General features: G+C 71.2%; 22 protein-coding genes. 13 read left to right on the plus strand and 9 right to left on the minus strand.

All coding sequences use genetic code 11. The features are described from left to right. Positions 1-13 precede the first annotated feature (13 nt). A complete protein-coding gene (locus tag DPQ65_RS00630) occupies positions 14-268 on the minus strand; it encodes a WhiB family transcriptional regulator (protein WP_114905503.1) in 255 nt (84 codons plus the stop codon). Positions 269-582: 314 nt separating this feature from the next. Here DPQ65_RS00630 and cofD point away from each other — a divergent pair, with 314 nt between their 5' ends. Next, complete coding sequence (gene cofD / locus DPQ65_RS00635; RefSeq protein WP_114905504.1) at positions 583-1,584, plus strand: 2-phospho-L-lactate transferase; 1,002 nt, start codon at positions 583-585, stop codon at positions 1,582-1,584. After that, entirely contained in the window at positions 1,581-2,627 is a 1,047-nt protein-coding gene (locus tag DPQ65_RS00640; RefSeq protein WP_114905448.1) for a coenzyme F420-0:L-glutamate ligase, read from the plus strand. Before cofD ends, DPQ65_RS00640 begins: the two co-directional genes overlap by 4 nt. Before the next feature lie 6 nt (positions 2,628-2,633). Here the strand turns inward: DPQ65_RS00640 and DPQ65_RS00645 are convergent, their stop codons facing one another. Beyond that, complete coding sequence (locus tag DPQ65_RS00645; protein WP_238146594.1) at positions 2,634-3,578, minus strand: DNA-3-methyladenine glycosylase family protein; 945 nt, start codon at positions 3,576-3,578, stop codon at positions 2,634-2,636. Positions 3,579-3,675: 97 nt separating this feature from the next. Here DPQ65_RS00645 and DPQ65_RS00650 point away from each other — a divergent pair, with 97 nt between their 5' ends. Genes DPQ65_RS00650 through DPQ65_RS00660 form a run of 3 tightly spaced genes read left to right on the plus strand, consistent with a single transcriptional unit; the run spans position 3,676 to position 5,870 of the window. Next, complete coding sequence (locus tag DPQ65_RS00650; RefSeq protein WP_114905450.1) at positions 3,676-4,389, plus strand: TIGR03089 family protein; 714 nt, start codon at positions 3,676-3,678, stop codon at positions 4,387-4,389. Between the two features lie 44 nt (positions 4,390-4,433). Beyond that, the gene (locus DPQ65_RS00655) at positions 4,434-5,228 is read left to right on the plus strand and encodes a CoA transferase subunit A (protein WP_114905451.1); all 795 of its coding nucleotides are present in this window, start codon (positions 4,434-4,436) and stop codon (positions 5,226-5,228) included. Positions 5,229-5,231: 3 nt separating this feature from the next. Further along, positions 5,232-5,870, plus strand: coding sequence for a CoA transferase subunit B (locus DPQ65_RS00660; RefSeq protein ID WP_114905452.1), 639 nt, complete (start codon positions 5,232-5,234; stop codon positions 5,868-5,870). 59 nt (positions 5,871-5,929) lie between these two features. Here DPQ65_RS00660 and DPQ65_RS00665 read toward each other — a convergent pair whose 3' ends face one another. Then, positions 5,930-6,895 (minus strand): glycosyltransferase family 2 protein, encoded by a 966-nt coding sequence (locus DPQ65_RS00665; protein ID WP_238146595.1) that lies wholly within the window; start codon positions 6,893-6,895, stop codon positions 5,930-5,932. Between the two features lie 100 nt (positions 6,896-6,995). Here DPQ65_RS00665 and DPQ65_RS00670 point away from each other — a divergent pair, with 100 nt between their 5' ends. The 4 genes from DPQ65_RS00670 to selA all read left to right on the plus strand — a co-directional run bounded on the left by DPQ65_RS00670 (position 6,996) and on the right by selA (position 11,567). Next, positions 6,996-8,342, plus strand: a complete 1,347-nt coding sequence (locus tag DPQ65_RS00670; protein ID WP_238146596.1) for an LCP family protein — start codon at positions 6,996-6,998, stop codon at positions 8,340-8,342. 4 nt (positions 8,343-8,346) lie between these two features. Then, on the plus strand, positions 8,347-9,282 hold the full coding sequence (locus DPQ65_RS00675) for a hypothetical protein (protein ID WP_114905453.1): 936 nt from the start codon (positions 8,347-8,349) through the stop codon (positions 9,280-9,282). An 82-nt stretch (positions 9,283-9,364) separates the two neighbouring features. Further along, entirely contained in the window at positions 9,365-10,255 is an 891-nt protein-coding gene (locus DPQ65_RS00680; RefSeq protein WP_162801935.1) for a universal stress protein, read from the plus strand. A gap of 13 nt (positions 10,256-10,268) precedes the next feature. After that, positions 10,269-11,567, plus strand: coding sequence for an L-seryl-tRNA(Sec) selenium transferase (gene selA, locus DPQ65_RS00685; RefSeq protein WP_114905455.1), 1,299 nt, complete (start codon positions 10,269-10,271; stop codon positions 11,565-11,567). A 21-nt stretch (positions 11,568-11,588) separates the two neighbouring features. On the opposite strand, the gene trhA is transcribed toward selA, so the two are convergent. The 5 genes from trhA to DPQ65_RS00710 form a co-directional block, all read right to left on the minus strand. Beyond that, positions 11,589-12,263: a PAQR family membrane homeostasis protein TrhA gene (gene trhA / locus DPQ65_RS00690; protein ID WP_114905456.1), complete on the minus strand. Its 675-nt coding sequence runs from the start codon at positions 12,261-12,263 to the stop codon at positions 11,589-11,591. Positions 12,264-12,351: 88 nt separating this feature from the next. Then, positions 12,352-12,897 (minus strand): class F sortase, encoded by a 546-nt coding sequence (locus DPQ65_RS00695; protein WP_162801936.1) that lies wholly within the window; start codon positions 12,895-12,897, stop codon positions 12,352-12,354. 201 nt (positions 12,898-13,098) lie between these two features. Further along, complete coding sequence (locus DPQ65_RS00700; RefSeq protein ID WP_114905458.1) at positions 13,099-13,602, minus strand: nucleoside deaminase; 504 nt, start codon at positions 13,600-13,602, stop codon at positions 13,099-13,101. Then, entirely contained in the window at positions 13,599-14,759 is a 1,161-nt protein-coding gene (locus DPQ65_RS00705; RefSeq protein ID WP_114905459.1) for an acyl-CoA dehydrogenase family protein, read from the minus strand. The genes DPQ65_RS00700 and DPQ65_RS00705 overlap by 4 nt, the downstream gene beginning before the upstream one ends. A gap of 139 nt (positions 14,760-14,898) precedes the next feature. Next, a complete protein-coding gene (locus tag DPQ65_RS00710; RefSeq protein ID WP_238146597.1) occupies positions 14,899-16,347 on the minus strand; it encodes an NAD(P)H-quinone dehydrogenase in 1,449 nt (482 codons plus the stop codon). A 44-nt stretch (positions 16,348-16,391) separates the two neighbouring features. Between DPQ65_RS00710 and DPQ65_RS00715 the strand changes: the two genes are divergently transcribed. Together DPQ65_RS00715 and DPQ65_RS00720 are read left to right on the plus strand one after the other, a co-directional pair. After that, on the plus strand, positions 16,392-17,195 hold the full coding sequence (locus tag DPQ65_RS00715; protein ID WP_202862957.1) for a purine-nucleoside phosphorylase: 804 nt from the start codon (positions 16,392-16,394) through the stop codon (positions 17,193-17,195). 2 nt (positions 17,196-17,197) lie between these two features. Continuing rightward, positions 17,198-18,868: a phospho-sugar mutase gene (locus tag DPQ65_RS00720; protein WP_114905462.1), complete on the plus strand. Its 1,671-nt coding sequence runs from the start codon at positions 17,198-17,200 to the stop codon at positions 18,866-18,868. Between the two features lie 27 nt (positions 18,869-18,895). On the opposite strand, the gene DPQ65_RS00725 is transcribed toward DPQ65_RS00720, so the two are convergent. After that, the gene (locus tag DPQ65_RS00725) at positions 18,896-19,486 is read right to left on the minus strand and encodes a hypothetical protein (protein WP_162801937.1); all 591 of its coding nucleotides are present in this window, start codon (positions 19,484-19,486) and stop codon (positions 18,896-18,898) included. Positions 19,487-19,542: 56 nt separating this feature from the next. On the opposite strand from DPQ65_RS00725, the gene DPQ65_RS00730 reads away from it, so the two are divergent. Both DPQ65_RS00730 and DPQ65_RS15950 read left to right on the plus strand, forming a co-directional pair. Next, entirely contained in the window at positions 19,543-20,211 is a 669-nt protein-coding gene (locus DPQ65_RS00730; RefSeq protein WP_114905464.1) for a uridine kinase family protein, read from the plus strand. Further along, positions 20,195-21,637 carry a DUF7847 domain-containing protein gene (locus DPQ65_RS15950; protein WP_114905465.1) on the plus strand — a complete coding sequence of 481 codons (1,443 nt, stop codon included), beginning with the start codon at positions 20,195-20,197 and terminating at the stop codon, positions 21,635-21,637. Before DPQ65_RS00730 ends, DPQ65_RS15950 begins: the two co-directional genes overlap by 17 nt. The last annotated feature ends 1 nt before the right edge of the window (position 21,638 follow it).

A 21,638-nucleotide genomic window follows, 5' to 3' on the forward strand; every position in this document is an offset into this window, starting at 1 on the left:
CGGAAGGGCCGTCCTAGACGGCGCGCTTCTTCAGCTTGCGTCGCTCCCGCTCGGACAGGCCGCCCCAGATGCCGAAGCGCTCGTCGTGTGCCAGGGCATACTCCAGGCACTCGGCGCGCACCTCGCAGCCGACGCAGACCTTCTTGGCCTCGCGGGTCGAGCCACCCTTCTCCGGGAAGAAGGCCTCGGGGTCAGTCTGTGCGCACAGGGCGCGCTCCTGCCACGAGGCCTCCTCCGACTCGGTGTCGGTGCTCGTCAAAAATGTCATGATCTCCAGCTCGTGCACGGTTCCTCCAAACCCTCACCCAGCACAAGTAACAACAAGAGAATTACACGCGTGTCATGCGCGATAGTCAAGCCCTGATCTGCTAGCGGTCGCCTGACCTCGCTGTTAGGCCTCCCCGCCGACCTCTGCTATGACCGTCCCGTGGGACCTCCCGGCGCGAGCGCCCGAGGCCCTCAGACAGGCCGCAGTGGCCCGGGAGCACAGGCGGCGTCCCGGTGCGCGGGACCGCGGCGATGTGGCCGGTTCCGCAGCGGTGTCCCGATGGTGCGAGGATTCTGACCATGACGCCCAAGCAGATGAGGATCACCGCACTAGCCGGTGGGGTCGGCGGTGCGCGCTTCGTGCGGGGGCTGCTGCACGAGCTGCGCGCGGTCCGCGGCGACCAGGAGACCGAAGTCGTTGTCGTGGGCAACACCGGCGACGACATCACCCTCTTCGGGCTGCGCATCTGCCCTGACCTGGACACCATCCTCTACACCCTCGGTGGTGGCATTGACGAGCGTCAGGGGTGGGGACGGGCCGAGGAGACCCACGCCGTGCAGGCCGAGCTGGCCGAGCTCGGCGCACAGCCTCAATGGTTCGGCCTGGGCGACCGGGACTTCGCCACCCACATCGCGCGCAGCCAGTGGCTCGGGCAGGGCCAGACCCTCAGTCAGGTCACCGCCCGCCTGGCCGAGCGCTGGGGGCTGCCCGGCCAGGGCGTCCGGTTGCTGCCGGCCACGGACACCCCGATCGAGACACACGTCGTCCTCGACGAAGCCGGCGCTGACGGGTCCGACGCTGGCGAACGGGCTGTGCACTTCCAGCAGTGGTGGGTCCAGTTGCAGGCGGCCGTGCCCGCTCGCCGCTTCACGGTCGCCGGGCTCGGCCAGGCTGTCCCCGCGCCCGGGGTGCTGGAGGCGCTCCGCACCTCCGACGTGATCCTGCTGCCGCCCAGCAACCCGGTCGTCTCGATCGGCATCATCCTCGGCGTGCCGGGCGTTCGGGACGCCCTGCGGGGGTCGCGCGCACCCGTCGTGGGTGTCAGCCCGATCATCGGCGGCGCCCCCGTGCGGGGCCACGCCGACGCCTGCCTGTCGGCGATGGAGGTCGAGGTCAGCGCGCGCGGCGTCGCAGGCCTCTATGCCGACTTCCTCGACGGCTGGCTGGTCGACGAGGCGGACACCGGCACGGTCCAGACACCCCGCCTGCAGACCCGCGCCCTGGACCTGCGGATGCGTGATGAGGCGGGCGCCGCGCGGATCGCCGGAGCCGCCCTCGACCTGGCCGCCGAGCTCTCCGTCCAGCGCAGCGCATGACCGACCCGACCCCCGGCTCCGGGACGGTGACGATCCACCCGCTCCACGACATACCGGAGATCGGGTCCGGTGCCGACCTCGGCCGCGTCATCCGGGACGCCCTCGACCGGGCCGGGCTGACCCTCACCGAGGGCGACGTCCTGGCCGTCTCCAGCAAGGTGATCTCCAAGGCACAGGGGCTGCGGACCGCCGACGACGGCCGCGCGGACTCCGTGCTGCAGCACAGCCGTCGGGTGGTGGCCGAGCGCCGCACCCCCACCGGCACCACCCGCGTCGTCGAGGCGCTGGCCGGGCCGGTCATGGCCGGTGCCGGGATCGACGGCTCCAACACCGGTCCCGACGAGCGGCTGCTGCTGCTCCCGGCCGACCCCGACCTGGCGGCGCGCCAGCTCTACGCCGACCTGCTGACCGCCCACGCGCCGCACCCGCTCCCCCGCATCGGAATCGTGGTGACCGACACCGCCGGGCGGCCCTGGCGTGAGGGCCAGACCGACTTCGCCCTGGGCGCGTGCTCGGTGGCTGTCGTCGAGGACCTGCGCGGCGGCACCGACACGGACGGGCGTCCCCTGGCCGTCACCTCGCGGGCGGTGGCCGACGAGATCGCCGCCGCCGCGGACCTGGTCAAGGGCAAGTCGCGCGCCGTGCCGGTGGCCCTGGTCCGCGGGCTGCCCGAGGGCACGGTGACCGGCCCGGGCAGTGCCGGAGCCCGGAGCATGGTCCGGACCGGCCCCGGCGACTGGTTCGCGCTCGGCTCGGCCGAAGCGGTCCGCGCCGCCCTCGGAGTCGCCCCCGGATCGGCTGCGGCCGATCAGGTCGGCGTCGCCTCGGTCGTCCCGGAACCGTATGCTGACCGGCTGACCCGGGCGACCCGCCTCGCCCTGCACGGGGAGGGCGCCGCCTCGGTGGTGCCGTCATCGGATGGCGGCCTGGTCGTGCACGCCGACGACCCGTTCGTCGCGGGCCGGGTCGGTGCGCGTCTGGAGGTGGCGCTGGCCAGCGAGTCGCTGAATGACGTCGTCATCACCTGCTCCACCCGTCCCTGACGCGCGTCACCGCACCGGCAGGTGGCTCCGCGGCGCCATGCGCGGACCACGCCGCGGCCGCATCACGCCGGCGAGCTCGAGCAGTCGTTGGACGCGGTAGCGGTGGCCGCGGTAGGGCTCGAGCAGCTCGGCCAGGCCGTCGTCGTCGAGCTCCTTCCCGGTCAGGGCCCAACCGATGTTCCGGGCCACGTGATAGTCACCGAAGCTCACCGCGTCGGCGTCGCCGAGTGCCCGTTGTGCAGTCTCGGCCGCAGTCCAGACCCCGACGCCCGGGACGGCCCGCAGCCGCCGGTGCGCCTGCGCCAGCGGCAGGTCACACACCGGCGCCAACCGGTCGGCCAACCGCACGACACGCATGACCGTGTCGGCACGCTGTGGGCTGACCCCCATCCGGAGCCACTCCCAGGAGGGGACGCCGCGCAGTCGCCCAGGGGAGGGTGCGACATACAGCCCCAGCTCCCGGCCGGGCCCTGGTGCCGGCTCCCCCAGGCGCCGCACGATCCTCCGGTAGCCACCAAAGGCTTCCTGACCGGTCACCTTCTGCTCGATGATCGCGGGCACCAGGGACTCCAGGACCAGGCCCGTCCGGGGCACCCGCCAGCCGGCGCCGCGCCGCGCCAACGCGGTGGCCACCAGCTCGTGGCGCGGCACGAACGAGGACGGGTCGTCATCCTCACCCAGCATCTGTGGCAACCGGTCCAGGAGCGATTCTGCGGCCTGCGCCTCACCCCAGGCGTGGGCCACGACCCGCCCCTCCGAGGGGCGGCTGGACAGCCGGAGGGTCACGGGCCCCAGTTGGGTGCGCACCCCGCGCCAGAGCACCCCGTCTGCACCGATCCACGTGGGGTCACCCGCGCCGCGCTGCAGCGTCCCCCACGTGGCGGCCACGTCAACCGGACGACCCGGCGACCACTGTCGCGCGAGCGGCCGAGGGTGTGCCGTCCCTGTCACGGATCCATGCTCTCATCGGCCGGGGCCTGAGCCGTCGGCCACCGGAAAACAACGGCACCCCTCCCGAGGTCGCGGCCATCTCGGCTAGCGTGACCCCGTGCTCACCCCACACCAGGCGCTCACCGACCTCGTGCGCGAGGACCCGACGCGGCCTGCCATCACCTTCTACGACGACACCCCCGGCCCCACCCAGGGCGAGCGCATCGAGATCTCCCGGCGCGTCCTGGACAACTGGGTAGCCAAGGCGGCCAACGCCCTGCAGGAGGGGCTCGATGTCCAGCGTGGCTCGATCGTGCTGCTCGACCTTCCCTGCCCGCACTGGCGCACCTGCTACTGGGCCCTGGCGGTCTGGGCGGTCGGTGCGACGCTGACCCTGGACCCGCACGAGGGCGCGGACGTCCTGGTCACCACGGACCCGGACTCGCCCACGGCCGAGGACGCCGACGAGGTCGTCGCCGTGACGCTGGCCGCGCTGGCCCGGGAGTATGCCGGCGACCTGCGCTCCGGCGTGATGGACGAGGCCAAGGAGGTCTCCAGCTTCGGGGACGGCTTCACCCCGTGGGACGAGCCGGAGGCCGAGGACGACGCCCTGGTGCACGACGGCAACCGGACCCCCTACGCGGAGCTGTTCGGCGAGGCGGAGTGGGCGCCCGGGTCACGGGTGCTGGTCACCGGCACCTCGGCATACGACCTGCTCGGGCACCTGCTCCGCGCCCTGGCGACCGGGTCCTCCCTCGTCCTGGTGCGCGGCCCGGAACCGGCGAGCGAGGACCCCCGGATCCTCAGCGAGGGTGTGACCGTCCGCACATAGCCCCGCCGCGTGGGCGGGGGCCGGGCGCCGGTAGGGTGCGGTGCATGGACAAGGTTGTCAGGAGTGCTGCGGAAGCCGTCGCAGGAATCGAGAACGGCATGACCCTCACCGTCGGTGGGTTCGGCATCTCGGGGGTCCCGAGCGTGCTCATCGACGCGGTGCTTGAGGCGGGCACCACCGACCTGCAGGTGGTCTCGAACAACTGCGGTGTCGACGACGCGGGGCTGGGAGTGCTCCTCGCACAGCACCGGGTGAGCCGGGTCATCGCCTCCTACGTCGGGGAGAACAAGGAGTTCGCCCGGCAGTACCTCTCCGGTGAGCTGGAGCTGGAGCTCACCCCGCAGGGCACGTTGGCCGAGAAGATGCGGTCGGCCGGTGCCGGCATCCCGGCCTTCTGGACGCCCACGGGTGTGGGGTCCCTGGTCTCCGAGGGCGGCATGCCGTGGCACTACGACTCCGAGGGGAAGGTCATCAAGGAGTCGCCGCCGAAGGAGAAGCGCGAGTTCACCGTGCGCGGTGTCACGCGCGAGTATGTGCTCGAGGAGTCCATCTTCGCCGACTTCGGTCTGCTCCGTGCGGCCCGCGGCGACCGCCACGGCAACCTGGTCTTCAACCGCTCGGCCCGCAACTTCAACCCGCTGTGCGCGATGGCTGCCGGGGTGGCCGTGGCCGAGGTCGAGGAGCTCGTCGAGCCCGGCGAGATCGACCCCGACGAGGTGCACCTGCCTGGCATCTACGTGCAGCGGGTGCTCCCGCTGACGCCCGAGCAGGTCGCCGCCAAGCAGATCGAGAAGCACACCACGCGGCCCCGCCCGGGCAGCACCACCGAGGAGGCCTGAGCCATGGCACTGACCCGTCAGGAGATGGCGGCCCGCGCCGCCCAGGAGCTGCACGACGGCGACTACGTCAACCTGGGCATCGGCATGCCCACGCTGGTGCCCAACTACGTGCCCGACGATGTGGAGCTGGTGCTGCAGTCCGAGAACGGCATCCTCGGGGTGGGTCCCTACCCCTATGAGGGTGAGGAGCACCCGGACCTGATCAACGCCGGCAAGGAGACCGTCACGCTGCGAGCCGGCGCCTCGATCTTCGACTCGGCCACCAGCTTCGGCATGATCCGAGGCGGCAAGGTCGACGCCGCCATCCTCGGGGCGATGCAGGTCTCGGCCGCCGGTGACATCGCCAACTGGATGATCCCCGGCAAGATGGTCAAGGGCATGGGCGGGGCGATGGACCTGGTCCTGGGCGCCAAGAAGGTCATCGTGCTGATGGACCACGTCGCCAAGGACGGCACCCACAAGATCGTGCAGGAGTGCTCACTGCCCATCACCGGCCTGGCCGTGGTGCAGCGCATCATCACCGACCTCGCGGTCATCGACGTCACCGACGACGGCCTGGTCCTGCGCGAGGTCGCCGAGGGGGTCACCACCGAGGAGGTCCAGGAGAAGACCGGCGCGCAGCTGACGGTCGACCTGACCTGATCTCAGACTCGCGACAGGGCCCCTGCACCGGACCACCGGGCAGGGGCCACGTCGTGGGCTCAGTCCCGGCTGGTCCCGCGCAGGAAACCCGCTCCCCACGCCATGTGCATCGTGGTCAGGACCGCCGGGACCCGCAGCGCCACCGACGGGCCCTGACGGGCCCCCATGGCCAGGCCGCCCACGGTCACCGCCACGGCATAACCGAGCGGGGCCAGCAGCGCCGGCCGCCAGACGAGCCCACCGACACCGCCGGCGACGACGGCTACCAGAGCGACCGGAGGTGCGAGATAGCGGGCACTGACCGAGGAGGGGTGCTGCCGCATCACCCGGCGACGCCACTGGCCGGTCGTGAAGTACTGCCGGGCCAGGGCGCCGAAGTCCGGCCGCGGGCGGTAGGTGACCTCCAGCTCCGGGTCGAACCAGACCGTCCCGCCCATCTGCCGGATCCGCCAGTTCATCTCCCAGTCCTGCGCCCGGGAGTAGGTGCTGTCATAACCGCCCACCCGACGCAGCCAGTCCCGCTGGAAGACCCCGAGGAAGACCGTCTCGGCGGGGCCGGGTGGACCGCCCACGTGGAACCGCGCGGAGCCGAGTCCCAGCCGGGAACGCATGGCGAGCGCCACGGCCCGCTCGAAGTCGGTCTGCCCCTCGGCGGCCATCACGCCCCCGACATTGGCCGCGCCCGTCTCCTGCATCACCCGCACCGCCCGGGCGATGTAGCCCGGGGACAGTTCCCCGTGCCCGTCCATCCGCACGATGATCTCGTGCCGTGCCGCCGCAAGAGCGGCATTCAGACTGTCGGGCGTGCGACCAGTTGGGTTCTGCACCAACGTGACCCGCGGGTCTGAGGCGACAACCTCTTCAGCGACCTGCAGCGTCCGGTCCCGGCTCGGGCCGACGGCAACCACGACCTCCAGCTCCCCTGCATACTCCTGGGCCAGCACCGACCGAACCGCCTCTGCGAGGTGCCGCTCCTCATTGAGGACCGGCATGATCACGGAGACGGGCGGATAGGGGAGGCTCACGCGACGAGGCTACCCGGGGACGGCCCGAAAAGTGATCCTGAGCCTGACCGACCGGCGTGGGCGCCAGCCTTCCCCCAGCCGGAGCGCCTACTCTGTCGGCGTGCCGAACCACCCCGAGGATGACTGGACCCGACCCATTCCGCGCACACCGCGCGGCAACGGCGGCCGCCGTGACCCCCGGGACGACTGGCACGAGCCGGCCTACATCGCCGGTCCGGAGGATCAGCCCCCGGGTGGCTACCCGCCCGACGCCGATCAGGGCTATGACGACCGCACCCGGGAACTGCCCAGCGGGCGCCGGGCCACGGCTGCCGACTACGGCTACACCGGGCACGAGTTCGACGACGAGCAGTGGGTCGAGCAGGAGTATGCCGAGGAGCCGGCCGGGCGGTCCCGCTCGGGTGCGCGGGAGGTCTCCTCTCGCGGGCGGCCCCCTGGCGACCCCGATGGCCCCCGTGGCCCCGGTGGCCGCCCACCCCGCCGCCGGAGGAAGCGCTATCGCCTGCGGCGGGTGTTGGCCGTGCTGCTCCTGCTGGTCCTGGCCTATGTGGGGTCGATGATCTGGGCGGTCTCCAGCATCTGGAACAGCATCGACCGGGTCGACGCCACCCCGACCAACGCGGCCCGTCCGGCAGACGGGGCCGGCAGCAACTTCCTCTTGGTCGGCACCGACAGCCGGGAGAACCTGAGCCGCGCGGAGCGCAACGACCTGGTGACCGGCCACGCGGAGGGCGCGCGCGCGGACACGATGATGCTGTTGCACCTGCCCGACTCCGGGGAACCGATCCTGGTCTCCGTCCCTCGCGACTCCTACGTCGAGATCCCCGGTCAGGGCTCCAACAAGATCAACGCCGCCTACTCGATCGGTGGCCCGCCGCTCCTGGTCGACACCCTGGAGCAGTCGACAGGGCTGCGGATCGACGGCTACCTGGAGATCGGTTTCGGCGGTTTCGTGGAGGTCGTGTCCACCGTCGGCGGCGTCGAGATGTGCCTGGACGAGCCCGTGTCGGACGAGAAGACCCGTCTGGACCTGCCGGAGGGGTGTCAGCGGCTCGAGGGCGCGGAAGCCCTCAACTACGTCCGGATGCGTTATAGCGACCCGCGTGGCGACCTCGGCCGGGTGGAACGCCAGCGCGAGTTCCTCTCGGCCCTGACCCAGGAGATGGCGACCCCGGAAACGATGCTGGTGCCGTGGCGGCTCAGGGATGTCGGCACGGCGACCGGCTCGGCCATGGCGTTGGGCGAGGACACCTCGATGTGGGAGACCGGCCGGATGGCCCTGGGGATGCGTTCCATCGCGCAGGGCAAGGGGCAGTCGTTGACCGTCCCGATCGGCGACGCCAACTACAGCACGCACGCCGGCTCCAGCGTCCTGTGGGACGAGGCCGCGGCAGACGCGATGTTCGAGGCGCTGCGCACCGGTCAACCACTCTCCATCGAGCCGTGAGCCCGTGACGCGCCGGGTGCTGAACCGCTGGTGGGTCAAGGCTGCCGCGCAGGGTGTGCTGGCCGCGACACCAGGTGGCGGTGTCCTCGGTGATGCCGTCCGGCGCCGACTGCGTGGGCCTGCTCTTGCCGAGGACTACTTCCTGTCCAAGTGGCACCACGTGGAACAGCACCTGCGTGCCCTCGGGAACCCTGGTGGTGTTGCGCTGCGACGCACGCGGGCGATCGAGGTGGGCACGGGCTGGTTCCCGATCGTGCCGCTGGGCCTGGCGGTGCACGGGGGAACCGTCGTGACGATCGACGTCGGCAACCACACAGACCCCCAACGGGTCCGCCTGGCGATGCAGGTGCTGAGCGACCTGGCGGCCACCGGTCGCATCCGCGTCGGCTCGGCGGACCGGCTGGCCCTGCTCCGGACCCTGCTCGGCTCCCCCACAGACACCCCGGCCCCGGACCTGCTCGCGCCCCTGGGGATCACGTTGCGGATCGGTGACGCCCGGGACCTCGCCGGGATGCCCGAGACGCACGGCGCAAACCTGTTGGTCTCCAACAACACCCTGGAGCACATCCCCGCAGAGACCATGCGCGGCATCTTCGAGGAGTTCGGACGAGTGGGCTCGGGCGACGCCCGGATGAGCCACTATGTGGACCTCGCCGACCACTACGCAGGCTACGACCCCCGCATCAGCGAGTTCCATTTCCTCACCCTGAGCCCCCGCCGGTGGCGGTTGGCCAACAACCGCCTCGGCTACCAGAACCGGCTGCAGCTCAGCGACTATCACCGGCTGCTCGCCGAGACGGGGTGGAGGGTCACCAAGGAGACGCTGACGCGGCGTGGGCGCGGCGACCTGGACGAGCTCAGGCTGGTGCATCCCTTCACCACGATGCCGGTCCGGGAGCTGCTGGTCGTCAAGGCACACCTGGTCACCCGTCGCGCCTGACGTGCCACGACACGCACCGACCCGGTGGCACGAGCGGCCACAACGCGACACTATGGGCGCACGGAACCCGCAAGGAGACGATATGAGTAGTCCCGAAGCCCACCCGGTTGTCGTTGGTTTCGACGGATCGGACCGGGCCACCAAGGCCGTCGAGTTCGCAACGCACATCGCCGAGCATCAGAAGGAGCCGCTGGTGGTGCTGCACGCCGCTGACCGCATCCGGTTCGTGCAGGATGCCGGCGTCGGGCTCTGGACGCCGAAGGAGGCGCACGAGGCAGCGCTACGCATCGCCGAGCGCGGTGCGCAGGTGGCCCGTGACCTGGCCCCCGACCTGGACGTCAGCACCAAGTCCTCCCTGTCCAGCCCCGCTGCGGCGATGGAGGAGATCTCCCTGACCGCGCGGATGATCGTCGTCGGCAACAGCGGCCGCGGGCGCGTCGCGGGCATCCTGCTCGGCTCCACGGCCTACCACGTGGCCTCGCTGGCCCGCTGTCCGGTGACCATCGTCCCCGAGGGCGACCTCCCGGTGCCAGGTCCCGAGCACAAGGTGTCGGTGGCCACGGACGGCTCGCCGAGCGCGGCCCGGGCGGTGCGCCGGGCGATCGACGTCGCCCAGCGCTACGACGCCCCGCTGGAGGTGATCACCGCGTGGGAGCGGCCCTACCAGGACAACCGCGGCATGCCACCACAGGGCTACGCGTCGATGGCCCAGGCGGTGCAGGTGCGCACGGCAGGTGCCGAGACCGTGGCCGAGGAGGCGCGGGCCGAGATCCTGGCCGAGGATCCGGACCTGACCGTGACGACGGTCGTGGTGGAGGGGCGTCCCGAACAGGCGATCGCCCGGGCTGCTGCGGACTCCTCAGCACTCATCGTGGGCGCGCGGGGCCGCAGCGAGCTCACCAGTCTGCTGTTGGGATCGACCAGTCGCGGCGTGCTGCACCACGCGAAGTGCCCGGTCCAGATCATCCGTTGAGCGCTTCGGCCCGGTGAGCGAGACCGACCCGCGGCGCCGGATCCCGCGCACCGACGAGCTGCTGACTGACCCCCGCCTGTCCGCTGCTGCCGGGGGCCTGTCCCGGTCGAGAGTGCTGACGGCCGTCCACGCTGCCCAGTCGCTGGCCCGCGAGGGTGCCATCGCTCCCGAGGAGGTGCTTGAGCGGGCCGTCCGGGAGCTTCCGGACCGTGCCGGGTCCCAGCGGCCGGTGCTCAACGCGACAGGTGTGGTGGTCCACACCAACCTGGGTCGGGCCCCGTTGTCCGACCGTGCGGTGCGGGCTGTGGTCCGGGCCAGCGGCTACACCGACGTGGAGTATGCCGTGGCGACCGGCCGCCGCGGCCCGCGCGGGGAGGCGGTGCTCACCGAGCTGCGGGCTCGGCTGCCGGAGGGCCAGGACGCACTCGTGGTCAACAACGGAGCTGCCGCGCTGCTCCTGGCGGTGACCGCTCTGGCCGCCGAAGGGCAGGAGGTTGTCGTCAGCCGCGGTGAGCTCGTGGAGATCGGCGACGGCTTCCGGCTGCCCGACCTCATGACCTCCACCGGGGCCCGGCTCCGGGAGGTCGGCACGACCAACCGGAGCACCGTGGCCGACTACCGCGACGCGGTCGGCCCGCAGACCGGCGCGATCATCAAGATCCACCCGAGCAACTTCCGGGTCGAGGGGTTCACCGGCGGCGTCGCGGTTGCGGACCTGGCCCCGCTCGGACCCCCGGTGGTGGTGGACATCGGTTCGGGACTGCTCTCCCCCGACGCTGCCCTGCCCGACGAGCCGGACGCCACATCAGCCCTGCGCGCGGGAGCAGCCCTGGTGACCGCGAGCGGGGACAAGCTTCTCGGTGGCCCGCAGGCGGGGCTGGTCCTCGGCCGGCCAGAGCTGGTGCACCAGCTGCGGCGCCACCCCCTCGCCCGCGCCCTGCGGGTCGACAAACTGGCACTGGCAGCCCTGGAGGCCACGCTGCAGGACGTGGACGTCCCGGTCACCCGTTATCGCACGGCGGACCCGGAGACCCTCCGGCTGCGTGCCGAGCTCCTGGCCGAGCGGGTGGGTGGCCGGGTGCGGGCTCATGACGGTGTGGTCGGCGGTGGTGGAGCCCCCGGGGTCCGGTTGCCCGGCTGGGCGGTCGCCCTCCCGGAGGAGCTGGCCGCGCCCCTGCGCACCGGTGACCCGGCCGTTGTCGGCCGCCTCGACTCCGGTGACCTGTTGCTGGACCTGCGGTGTGTGCCACCGGACCACGACGAGACGGTCGCGGCCGCGGTGCTGGCTGCGGTGCAGCGCGCGGGCGGCTGACCCGGGCTCGGTCGGGGCTGCTCAGGCAGGCAGGACGTAGAAGTACATCAATAGGTAGTGCAGGAAGGCCGCCAGCACGACCAGGGCGTGCCAGATCTCGTGGAACCCGAAGACACCCGGCCACGGGTTGGGGCGTTCGAGCACGAAGATGACGAACCCGAGGCTGTAGACGACTCCACCCGCAGCGGTCAGGAGCAGGGCTCCCAGGGACAGCTCGCCGGCGAACGCCAGCAGGACGGTCATCCAGCCCAGGGTGATGTAGAGGGTGTTGGTCACCCACTTGGGCAGGTGCGTCCACACTGAGCGCATCACGATGCCGATGGCCGCGATGCCCCACACGGCACCGAACACGGTCCATCCGTAGGTGGTGCGGAACAGGACGAGCACCAGCGGCGTGACTGTGCCGGCGATCAGGAAGAACACCGAGGTGTAGTCGAGCGTGCGCAGGACACCGTTGATCCGTGGGCCGAGGTCCAGGCCGTGGTGCAGCGTGCTGCACAGGAACAGCGTGATCAGGGAGGCTCCATAGATGCTGAAGCTGATGATCTTCCACGGATCCGCCTGCCCGCCGGCCTGGGCGATCAGCAGGGCTGCGCCGACCAGGGCAAAACAGGTCCCGAACAGGTGGGAGACGGTGTTGAACCGCTCGTCGGTGACATGGACACTGCCGTCCCGACTGCGCGCCGTGCTGTCCACCGACCCTGCCTCTCGCCTCCACCGTGTCACCGGCCCGGGCCGGCGGCCGCGCCATCGCGACAGGGCCTCAGCCTAACGGCGCCTGGGATCAGCCCAACTCGCTGACCACCACGATGTGGCCCTCGGCGTCGCCGCGTTCGACCGTGTCGCTGGTGACCAGCACCGTCCGGTGGGTCTGGTCCTGTGGGCCCCACACGACATCCGACTGCTGGAGCTCATCCTCGGTCAGCACCTGGGTGCTGACGACGTCGAGCTCCAGGGTGACTCCGTCGGCGAAGGTGATCCGCACCCGCTCCCCCTCGGCGGCCGAGCCGAGGTCCGCGAAGGCATCCGGCTCGCCGTCGTGCTCGGCGTGCCCCACGATGACCGCTGTGCCGAGCTCACCGGGGCGCACCCGGTCATGGCCGGTGTACCAGACGGCCTCGCCCGGCTCCGGGTCGATCCGGTTGCTGTTGTTCACGTCCGCCGGTCGCAGCGCGATCGCTGCTTCCCCGGTGGGCAGCTCCATCTGCACGGCTTGGTCGGCCGCTGCCGGTGGTGGGGCCGCCTCCTCACCACCGGTGACCGCCAGGACCAGCGCGCGGACCCCGAGGACGAGTCCGACGAGCACGAGCAGCGCCAGGCCGGCCGCCACGATCCTGCGGCGCCGGTAGACAGCACGCTGTCGCGCCGAGATCGGACATCGCGGCGCTGGCGCCGGGCGTTGCGCCCGGGGTGCTGCGGTGCGAGGAGGGCTGCTGACCATCTCGTCTCACTCCCGTGGTGACCGGTGTCTGGGCAGCAATCTAGGCACGGAGCGAGCAGGCCGGGCGCTCCCCCGCCGGTGTGTCGTGACTCAGACCCCACCGGTCGCTCGAGTGACGCTGCCGCGGTGCAGGGCACGCATCACCTCGGTCAGCTCCGGCGCCGGACCGGCCACGACCGCGTCGGGCACCACCGTGGCGATCGGGAGCGGGGCGACCGGCCCGGCGGGTGCGCCCCACTGTGCGCGCCAGCTCTGCAGCTCGGCCGAGGACACCGCATAGACGATCCGCCCCAACCCGACCCACCCATGGGCAGCGGCGCACATCGGGCAGTGCTCCCCGGAGGTGTAGACGGTGGCGTCGGCCCGCTGGTCGGGCGTCAGGTGCTCAGCAGCCCACCTCGCGATCTCGAACTCCGGATGGCGCGTGCGGTCACCGTCGCGGACCCGGTTGCGGTCCTCGAACAGCACGCTCCCAGCCCCGTCGACCAGGACCGAGCCAAAGGGCTCATCCCCGGCCTCCAGCGCTTCACGCGCGAGCTCCACGCAGCGTGCCAGGTGCCTCAGGTCGTCCTGGCTGACCGCGACGGGTCTCACCCCTTGAGGAGCTGGCGGGCCATGACGATGCGCTGCACCTGGTTGGTGCCCTCATAGATCTGGGTGATCTTGGCGTCCCGCATCATCCGCTCCACCGGGAAGTCCTTGGTGTAGCCGTAGCCACCGAGCAGCTGCACGGCGTCGGTGGTGATCTCCATCGCCACGTCCGAGGCGTAGCACTTGGCGGCCGCGCCGAAGAAGGGCAGGTCCCCGTCGTTGCGCTCAGACTTGGCCGCGGCGACATAGACCATCTGACGGGCCGCTTCGAGCTTCATGCCCATGTCGGCGAGCATGAACTGGATGCCCTGGAAGTCCGCGATCTTCTTGCCGAACTGCTGGCGCTCCTTGACATAGCCCAGGGCGAAGTCCAGCGCGCCCTGAGCGATACCGACCGCCTGCGCCCCGATGGTGACGCGGGTGTGGTCCAGGGTGCGCAGCGCGATCTTCAGGCCCTCGCCCGGTGCACCGACCATCCGGTCGCCGGGGATCGAGCAGTCCTGGAAGAGCAGCTCCCGCGTCGGGGAGCCCTTGATGCCGAGCTTCTTCTCCGGCTCACCGAAGGTGAATCCCTCGTCGGTCTTCTCGACCACGAAGGCGGTGACGTTGCGACCCCGCTCCCCGTCGGGGTCGGTCACCGCCAGGACCGTGTAGTAGTCCGAGACGCCAGCATTGGTGATCCACGACTTCTGGCCGTTGAGCAGGAAGGTGCCGTCGGGCTGCTCGATGGCCTTGCACTTCATGCCGGCGGTGTCGCTGCCGGCGCCCGCCTCGGACAGGCCGTAGGAGAACATCGCCTCGCCGCGCGCGACCGGCGGGAGGTATGTGGCCTTGATCTTCTCGCTGGCGCCCAGGATCAGCGGCATCGTGCCCAGCTTGTTCACGGCCGGGATGAGCGAGGAGGATGCACAGCCCCGTGCGACCTCCTCGATGACGATGCAGGTCGCGAGTGCGTCCGCCCCCACGCCGTCGTACTCCTCGGCGATGTGCGGGGCGTGGAAATCCGTGGCGCGCAGCGCGTCCAGGGCCTCCTGCGGGAACCGGCTCTCCTCGTCGACCGCGGCCGCGAACGGCGTGATCTTGTGATCGACCACTTCGCGCACCGCTTCACGCAGTGCCTCATGGTCCTCGGAGATGCGGAACAGGTCGAAGTCGCTCATATTCGCAGCCTACCTACCCGCCCGGCCGACCTCGTCACCTGAGCCAGCGACCTCGTCACCTGAGCCAGCGACCTCGTCACCTGAGCCAGCGACCTCGTCACCTGAGCCAGCGACCTCGTCGCCTGAGCCAGCGGCCGGTTCAGTCGGCCAGGGTGGTGTGCAGCTGGCGGGCTGCCTCGGCGATGGACCCCGACATCGAGGGGTAGACCGTGAAGGTCGAGGCGAACTGGTCGACGTTCAGCCGGTTGGCCACCGCCAGCGTCAACGGAAAGATCAGCTCAGAGGCGCGGGGCGCCACGACCACACCGCCGAGGATCGTGTCACTTCCGTTGCGGGCGAAGATCTTCACGAAACCGTGCTTGGTGTTCTGCATCTTGGCCCGCGGGTTGCCGGTCAGCGGCAGCATGACCGCGCGGGCGTCGACCTTGCCGGAGTCCACATCGGCCTGGGAGACGCCCACCGTGGCGATCTCCGGGTCGGTGAAGATGTTGGAGCTGACCCGGCCGAGGTTGAGCGGCGCCACCGCGTCGCCCAGGGCGTGGGCGATCGCGATGCGCCCCTGCATCGCCGCGACGGAGGCCAGGGGCAGCACGCCCGTGCAGTCCCCGGCGGCGTAGATGCCGGGCACCGAGGTCCGCGAGACCCGGTCGACGTCGATGTGGCCTGAGGCGGAGAGCTGGACGCCGGCCTGCTCCAGACCCAGGTCAGCGGTGTTCGGGATCGAGCCGACGGCGAGCAGCGCGTGCGAGGCACTGACCTCACGACCGTCCTCCAGGGTCACCACGACCCCGTCACCGACCCGGACCACACCGGCCGCACGGGAGCGGTTCAGGACGGTCATGCCACGGCTGCGGAAGACCTCCTCCAGCACCGTGGCGGCATCCTGGTCCTCACCGGGCAGCACCCGCTCGCGCGAGGAGACCAGGGTGACCCGGCAGCCGAGCCCGAGATAGGCGTGCGCCAGCTCGGCGCCGGTGACACCGGAGCCGATGACGACGAGGTGCTCGGGCAGCTCGGGCAGCTCGTAGATCTGTTGCCAGGTCAGGATCCGCTCCCCGTCGGGAACGGCAGTGTCGAGCACCCGTGGTCGCGCACCCGTGGCCACCAGGATCACGTCGGCGTCCAGCTGGCGGGTGCCCCCGCGCCGCTCCTCGGCTGAGGGGGATGGCTCCTCCCCGGACTCCACGCTGTCCACCTCGGTGGCCACCTCGACCACGCCGGGGCGGACCAGCCGACCAGCCCCTCTGATGACCTCAACCCCTGCGTCGAGAAGTTTGTCGCGGATGTCCGTGCTCTGGGCGCTGGCCAGTCGCATGATGCGGCTGTTCACATCCGTGAGTCGGGCCCGGACCCCTTGGTCGCCGGGCGCGCCGTCAAAGCCGACACCGATCCGGTCGGCTGCGCTGAACCGGTCCATGAAGTCGGCGGTGGCGATGAGGGCCTTGCTGGGCACGCAGTCGGTCAGGACCGCGGCCCCTCCGACCCCCTCCCGTTCGACCACGGTGACCCTGGCACCCAGGTGCGCAGCCGGCAGTGCGGCCTCATACCCTCCAGGTCCGCCCCCGACGATGACCACTGACTTCTGCATTCCACTCACAGGACCCATCCAACCATCGGTACAGTGCCCCGGTGATCACCGAATCCCCTGCAGAGCTCGCGCGGGCGGCCGCGACCGTCATCTCCGAGCACACCGGCACCCCTCAGCACGACGTCGCCCTGGTCCTGGGCAGCGGTTGGGGCCAGACCGCCGACCTGGTCGGTGAGACGGTCACCACCATCGAGAACACCGCGGTTCCGGGCTTCACCGACGCGGCCGTCGCCGGGCACACCGGCACGATGCGTTCGGTGCAGATCAGCGGCAGCGGCAAGCGGGCCCTGGTCTTCGGGACGCGCACCCACTTCTACGAGGGTCGCGGCGTGCGTGCCGTCGTGCACGCCGTCCGCACCGCGGCGGCCGCCGGGTGCCGCACCATCGTGCTGACCAACGGTTGCGGCGGGCTCGACCCCGACTGGGCACCCGGCACGCCGGTGCTGATCAGCGACCACATCAACCTGACTGGAGAGTCGCCCGTCGAGGGCGCCAACTTCGTCGACCTCACCGACCTCTACACACCACGGCTGCGGGATCTGGCCAGGGAGGTCGACCCGAGCCTGCCCGAGGGGGTCTACGTCCAGTTCCGCGGCCCGCACTACGAGACCCCGGCCGAGGTGCGGATGGCCAAGATCCTCGGCGGTGACCTGGTGGGCATGTCGACCACCCTGGAGGCGATCGCCGCCCGCGAGGCAGGCATGGAAGTCCTCGGCGTCTCCCTGGTCACCAACCCGGCCGCCGGCATCAGCAAGACCGCCCTGTCCCACCAGGAGGTCATCGAGGCCGGCCAGGCCGCGGCAGAGCGCTGCGGAACCCTTCTCGCGCAGATCATCGGCAGGATGTGAGTATGCCGACAGCCACCGACCTCATCCCCCTCGCCGAGGCCTGGCTCGCCGACGACCCGGACCAGCAGACGCGGGACGAGCTGACCGCGCTGATCGAGGCGGCCAGGTCCTCCGACGGGCCTGCTCTGGCCGAGCTGGCCGACCGGTTCTCCGGCCTCCTGGAGTTCGGCACGGCCGGCCTGCGTGGGGCCCTGGGCGCCGGTCCCAACCGGATGAACCGCGTGGTGGTGATCCGCACCGCAGCCGGCCTCACGGCATACCTCAAGGAGCAGGTCAACGCGGCGCCCACCGTGGTCATCGGGTTCGACGCGCGGCACAACTCCGACGTCTTCGCCCGGGACACCGCGGCGGTGGTGACCGCCGCCGGTGGTCGTGCCCTGGTGCTGCCGCGACCTCTGCCGACCCCGGTCCTGGCCTTCGCGATCGGCCACCTGGGTGCCGACGCCGGCGTGATGGTGACCGCCAGTCACAACCCGCCGCAGGACAACGGTTACAAGGTCTACCTCGGCGACGGTTCCCAGATCGTGCCTCCGGCCGACTCCGACATTGCGGCGCACATCGGCGCCGTCGCCACCGCCACGGAGGTGACCCTGGCAGCCTCCGGCTGGGAGACCCTCGACGACCGGCTCGTGGAGCGTTACGTCGAGGCGGCCTCCGCGGTCGTCTCCCCCGACAGCCCACGGGAGCTGTCCGTCGTGCACACCGCACTGCACGGTGTCGGGTCCGACACAGTGCTGGCCGCCTTCGCCGCGGCCGGTTTCCCGGCACCGCAGACGGTGCTGACCCAGTCTGCGCCCGACCCGGAGTTCCCGACCGTCTCCTTCCCCAACCCCGAGGAGCCGGGCGCGATCGATGCGGCTCTGGCCCAGGCGGACACGGTGCAGCCCGATGTCGTCCTGGCCAACGACCCGGACGCCGACCGGTGCGCGGTGGCGGTGCCCGGCCCGGACGGCTGGCGCATGCTGCGGGGCGACGAGGTGGGTGCCCTGCTCGGTCAGCACATCCTCAACCGTGGCGTCGACCCCTCCGGGGAGCGCACCGTGCTGGCCCGCTCCATCGTCTCCTCCCGTCTGCTGGGCGCGATGGCGCGTGCCGCCGGCCTGCCCGCGCAGGAGACGCTGACCGGGTTCAAGTGGATCGGACGCGTGCCGGGACTGCGCTTCGGATACGAGGAGGCGCTCGGCTACTGCGTCGACCCGGCCACCGTGCCGGACAAGGACGGCATCACCGCCGCTCTGCTCGTGGCCGAGCTGGCCGCGACCCTGAAGCAGGAGGGCCGCACGCTGCAGGACCTGCTGGATGATCTCGCCCTGACCCACGGTGTCCACCAGACCGACGCCTTCTCGGTGCGGGTCGAGGACCTCAGGATGATCGCCCCCGTGCTGCAGCGTCTGCGCAGCCATCCCCCGGCCGAGCTCGGGGGTGTCGCTGTCGCCTCCCTGGAGGATCTCGCCGAGGGCGCGGACGGTCTGCCGCCCACCGAGGGCCTGCGCTACCTGCTCGCCGACGACACCCGGGTGATCGTCCGGCCGAGTGGCACCGAGCCCAAGCTCAAGGTCTACCTTGAGGCGATCGTCCCCGTCGAGGGCGAGGACCTAGCGGCGGCACGGTCCGAGGCGGGACGCCGCCTGAGTGCGGTCCGCGCCACCATGGAGGATTTGACCCGGGCCTGACCAACCGGCACGAGCACCGCCCGTCGGTCAGCCGACAAGCAAGATGACCAGCAGGAACGCAACGGATCCGAGCAGGGGCACCAGGGCGCCCCTGGCCCAGGTCCGGTGCACGCCGCGCCCGGGCTCCTCCACCCCGCCAGCCAGCCTCCACCGCTGCCACTCCTTCTCCACCCGGCCCGCGATCACCTCGGCGTTGTTGCCCTCCCGGGCCTTCCGTCGGGTAGTCGACTCGGCATAGCTGTCGATGTCGCGGCGGGGTCGCAGCTCCCGCCGGACGGGGATCGCCCAGGAGCTGTGCTTGGTCCCGGCGTTGTCGACCAGTTCGAGCGCCCACTGGTGCTTGACCGCGCCCAGCCGCTCGTAGGGGACCGTCACGTCGGTGACCAGGTTGCTCATCGTGACCCCGCCAGGCTCGATCCGCACGGCAGGCCGCAGCAGCACGACCCACACGATCGCTGCGACGACGGCCAGGAAGGCGGCGGGTGAGAACGGGTTGTTGCCCAGACCTGCCTCGACCGAGCCCATCACGACGGCGAGCCCGGCGACCGCCACCAGGATCACCCACCCGACGATGCGTGCGGGCAGGGTGCGATAGGTCTGTGACTCGGAGGCAGCCATGGTCCGGTCAGTGTAGGGCCGGGACCGGCCCATCCGGGGACGTAAACTGCTGCCCCATGAGTCCCGAGTCCGCCCCGTGTGCCCGGGTGTTGGTGCTCGCCGGCCCCAGTGGAGCCGGCAAGTCGCGGCTCGCCCGCCGCCTGCACGCCGCCCACGGTTGGCCGATCGTGCAGCTCGACGACTTCTATCGCGAGGTGGACGACCCGGACCTGCCGATGAGCCCACAGGCCGACCTGCCCGACTGGGACGACGTGCGCTCGTGGCGGCTGGACGACGCGCTCGAGGCCCTGGACACCCTCTGCCGGGAGGGGTCGGTGGAGGTGCCCGTCTATGACATCGCCACCTCCCGCGCGACCGGCACGCACCGCCTGGAGCTGGAGGGTCACCCCGTCGTGATCGCCGAGGGCATCTTCGCCGCCGACACGATCGCCGGACTGAGGTGCCGCGGCCTGCTTGCCGACGCCTGGTGCATCCGCAACCGCCCCACCAAGACCTTCGCCCGCCGGCTGATCCGCGACCTGGCCGAGCGGCGCAAACCACCGCTCACCCTCATCCGGAGAGGGCTGGCGCTCCGGCGGCTGGAGCCAGGTATCGTCGGTGCCCAGCAGGCCCTGGGAGCCGAGCCGATGACTGCCCGTGAGGCCGAGGGCAGGATCCCGGACCTGATCGCACGCACACCGGGACACACCGAGCAGGAGGCGCGTCGACGTGGGACAGCATCCTGACCAGAACCGTTGGCAGTCCGACGACGACTCCGACGCCGAGCCGACCTACTGGCAGCCGGGACGCTATGTCGACTCCGGTCACGACGAGGAGCCCGCCTCCGACGACCCGCAGTCCCCGCCTGCCGGTCGGGATACCCCTGCCTCGCCACCTCCCCCTGGCGAGCAGGCCACCTACGGTGACCCCTCGGCATACGGCCAGCAGACACCGCCTCCACCGCCGACCTACGGACAGGGCTACGGCCAACAGCCGCCCTACGGACAGGCCCCGCCACCGACCTACGGACAGGCCCCGCCACCGACCTACGGACAGGGCTACGGCCAACAGCCGCCCTACGGACAGCCCCCACCGCCCACCTACGGACAGGGCTACGGCCAACAGCCGCCCTACGGACAGCCCCCACCGCCGCCCTACGGGCAGGGCTACGGCCAACAGCCGCCCTACGGACAGGCACCGCCACCCACCTACGGACAGCCGGGGCAGTGGCACAACCTTCCGCCGGAGGAGCTGGCGCGGCTGCACCAGCCAGGAGTCATCCCGCTCCGTCCGCTGAGGCTGGGTGACATGTTCGAGGGCGCGCTGCGGACCATGCGGCGCAACCCCGAGGCCACGATCGGGATGGCCGTGCTCGTGCTCGGCGTGTTGATGGTGCCCTCGCTGGCCTTCACGATGTTCATCCCCACGCTGTTCCCCGATCTGGCGACGCTCGATGCCATCGCCGTGGCGGGTCTGGTGCCTACCCTGCTCAACTCCCTGGCCACGATGGCCCTGAGCGGCTTTGTGATCTATGTGGTCAGCGAGGCGGCCCTGGGTGACCGGGTGGGCATCGGGCAGACGTGGAGCGCGGTCAAGGGACGCATCCCCTCGCTGATCGGCATCTCGATCCTGTCCTTCCTGATCATCGTCGGGCTCGTCCTGGGGCTGGTCCTGGTCATGGTGGCCCTGGCTGTGCTCGGCCCCCTGGGCGTGATCGCGATGATCCCGATCTTCCTGGCGATCCTGCCGCTGACGCTCTGGCTCTATGCCCGCCTGTCCCTCGGAGCGGCAGCCGTCGTCCTGGAGAAGGCCGGCCCGGGCACCGGCATCAAGCGCACCTGGGCCCTCACCGAGGGCAAGCAGGCCTGGCGCGTGCTGGGCATCACCTTGCTGGCCGGTCTGCTCGCCACCATCTTCGCGGGACTCATCAGTGGGATCCTTGGACTCCTGATCGGGCTGCTGATCGAGCTGGTCTCCGGTGACATCAGCACGCAGTACTACCTCCGCGTCATCGTCGAACACGTGAGCACCTTCCTGGTCGGTGCGATCGTGACGCCTTTCACCGCGGGCGTCACGGCCCTGCTCTACCTCGACCAGCGCATGCGGCGCGAGGGCCTGGACGTCGGTCTGGTCCGCGCCGCTCAGGAGCGCGCCGCCGCGCGACGGTCCTGAC

The sequence above is a fragment of the Ornithinimicrobium murale genome, assembly GCF_003352835.1.
GTDB lineage: Bacteria > Actinomycetota > Actinomycetes > Actinomycetales > Dermatophilaceae > Ornithinicoccus > Ornithinicoccus muralis.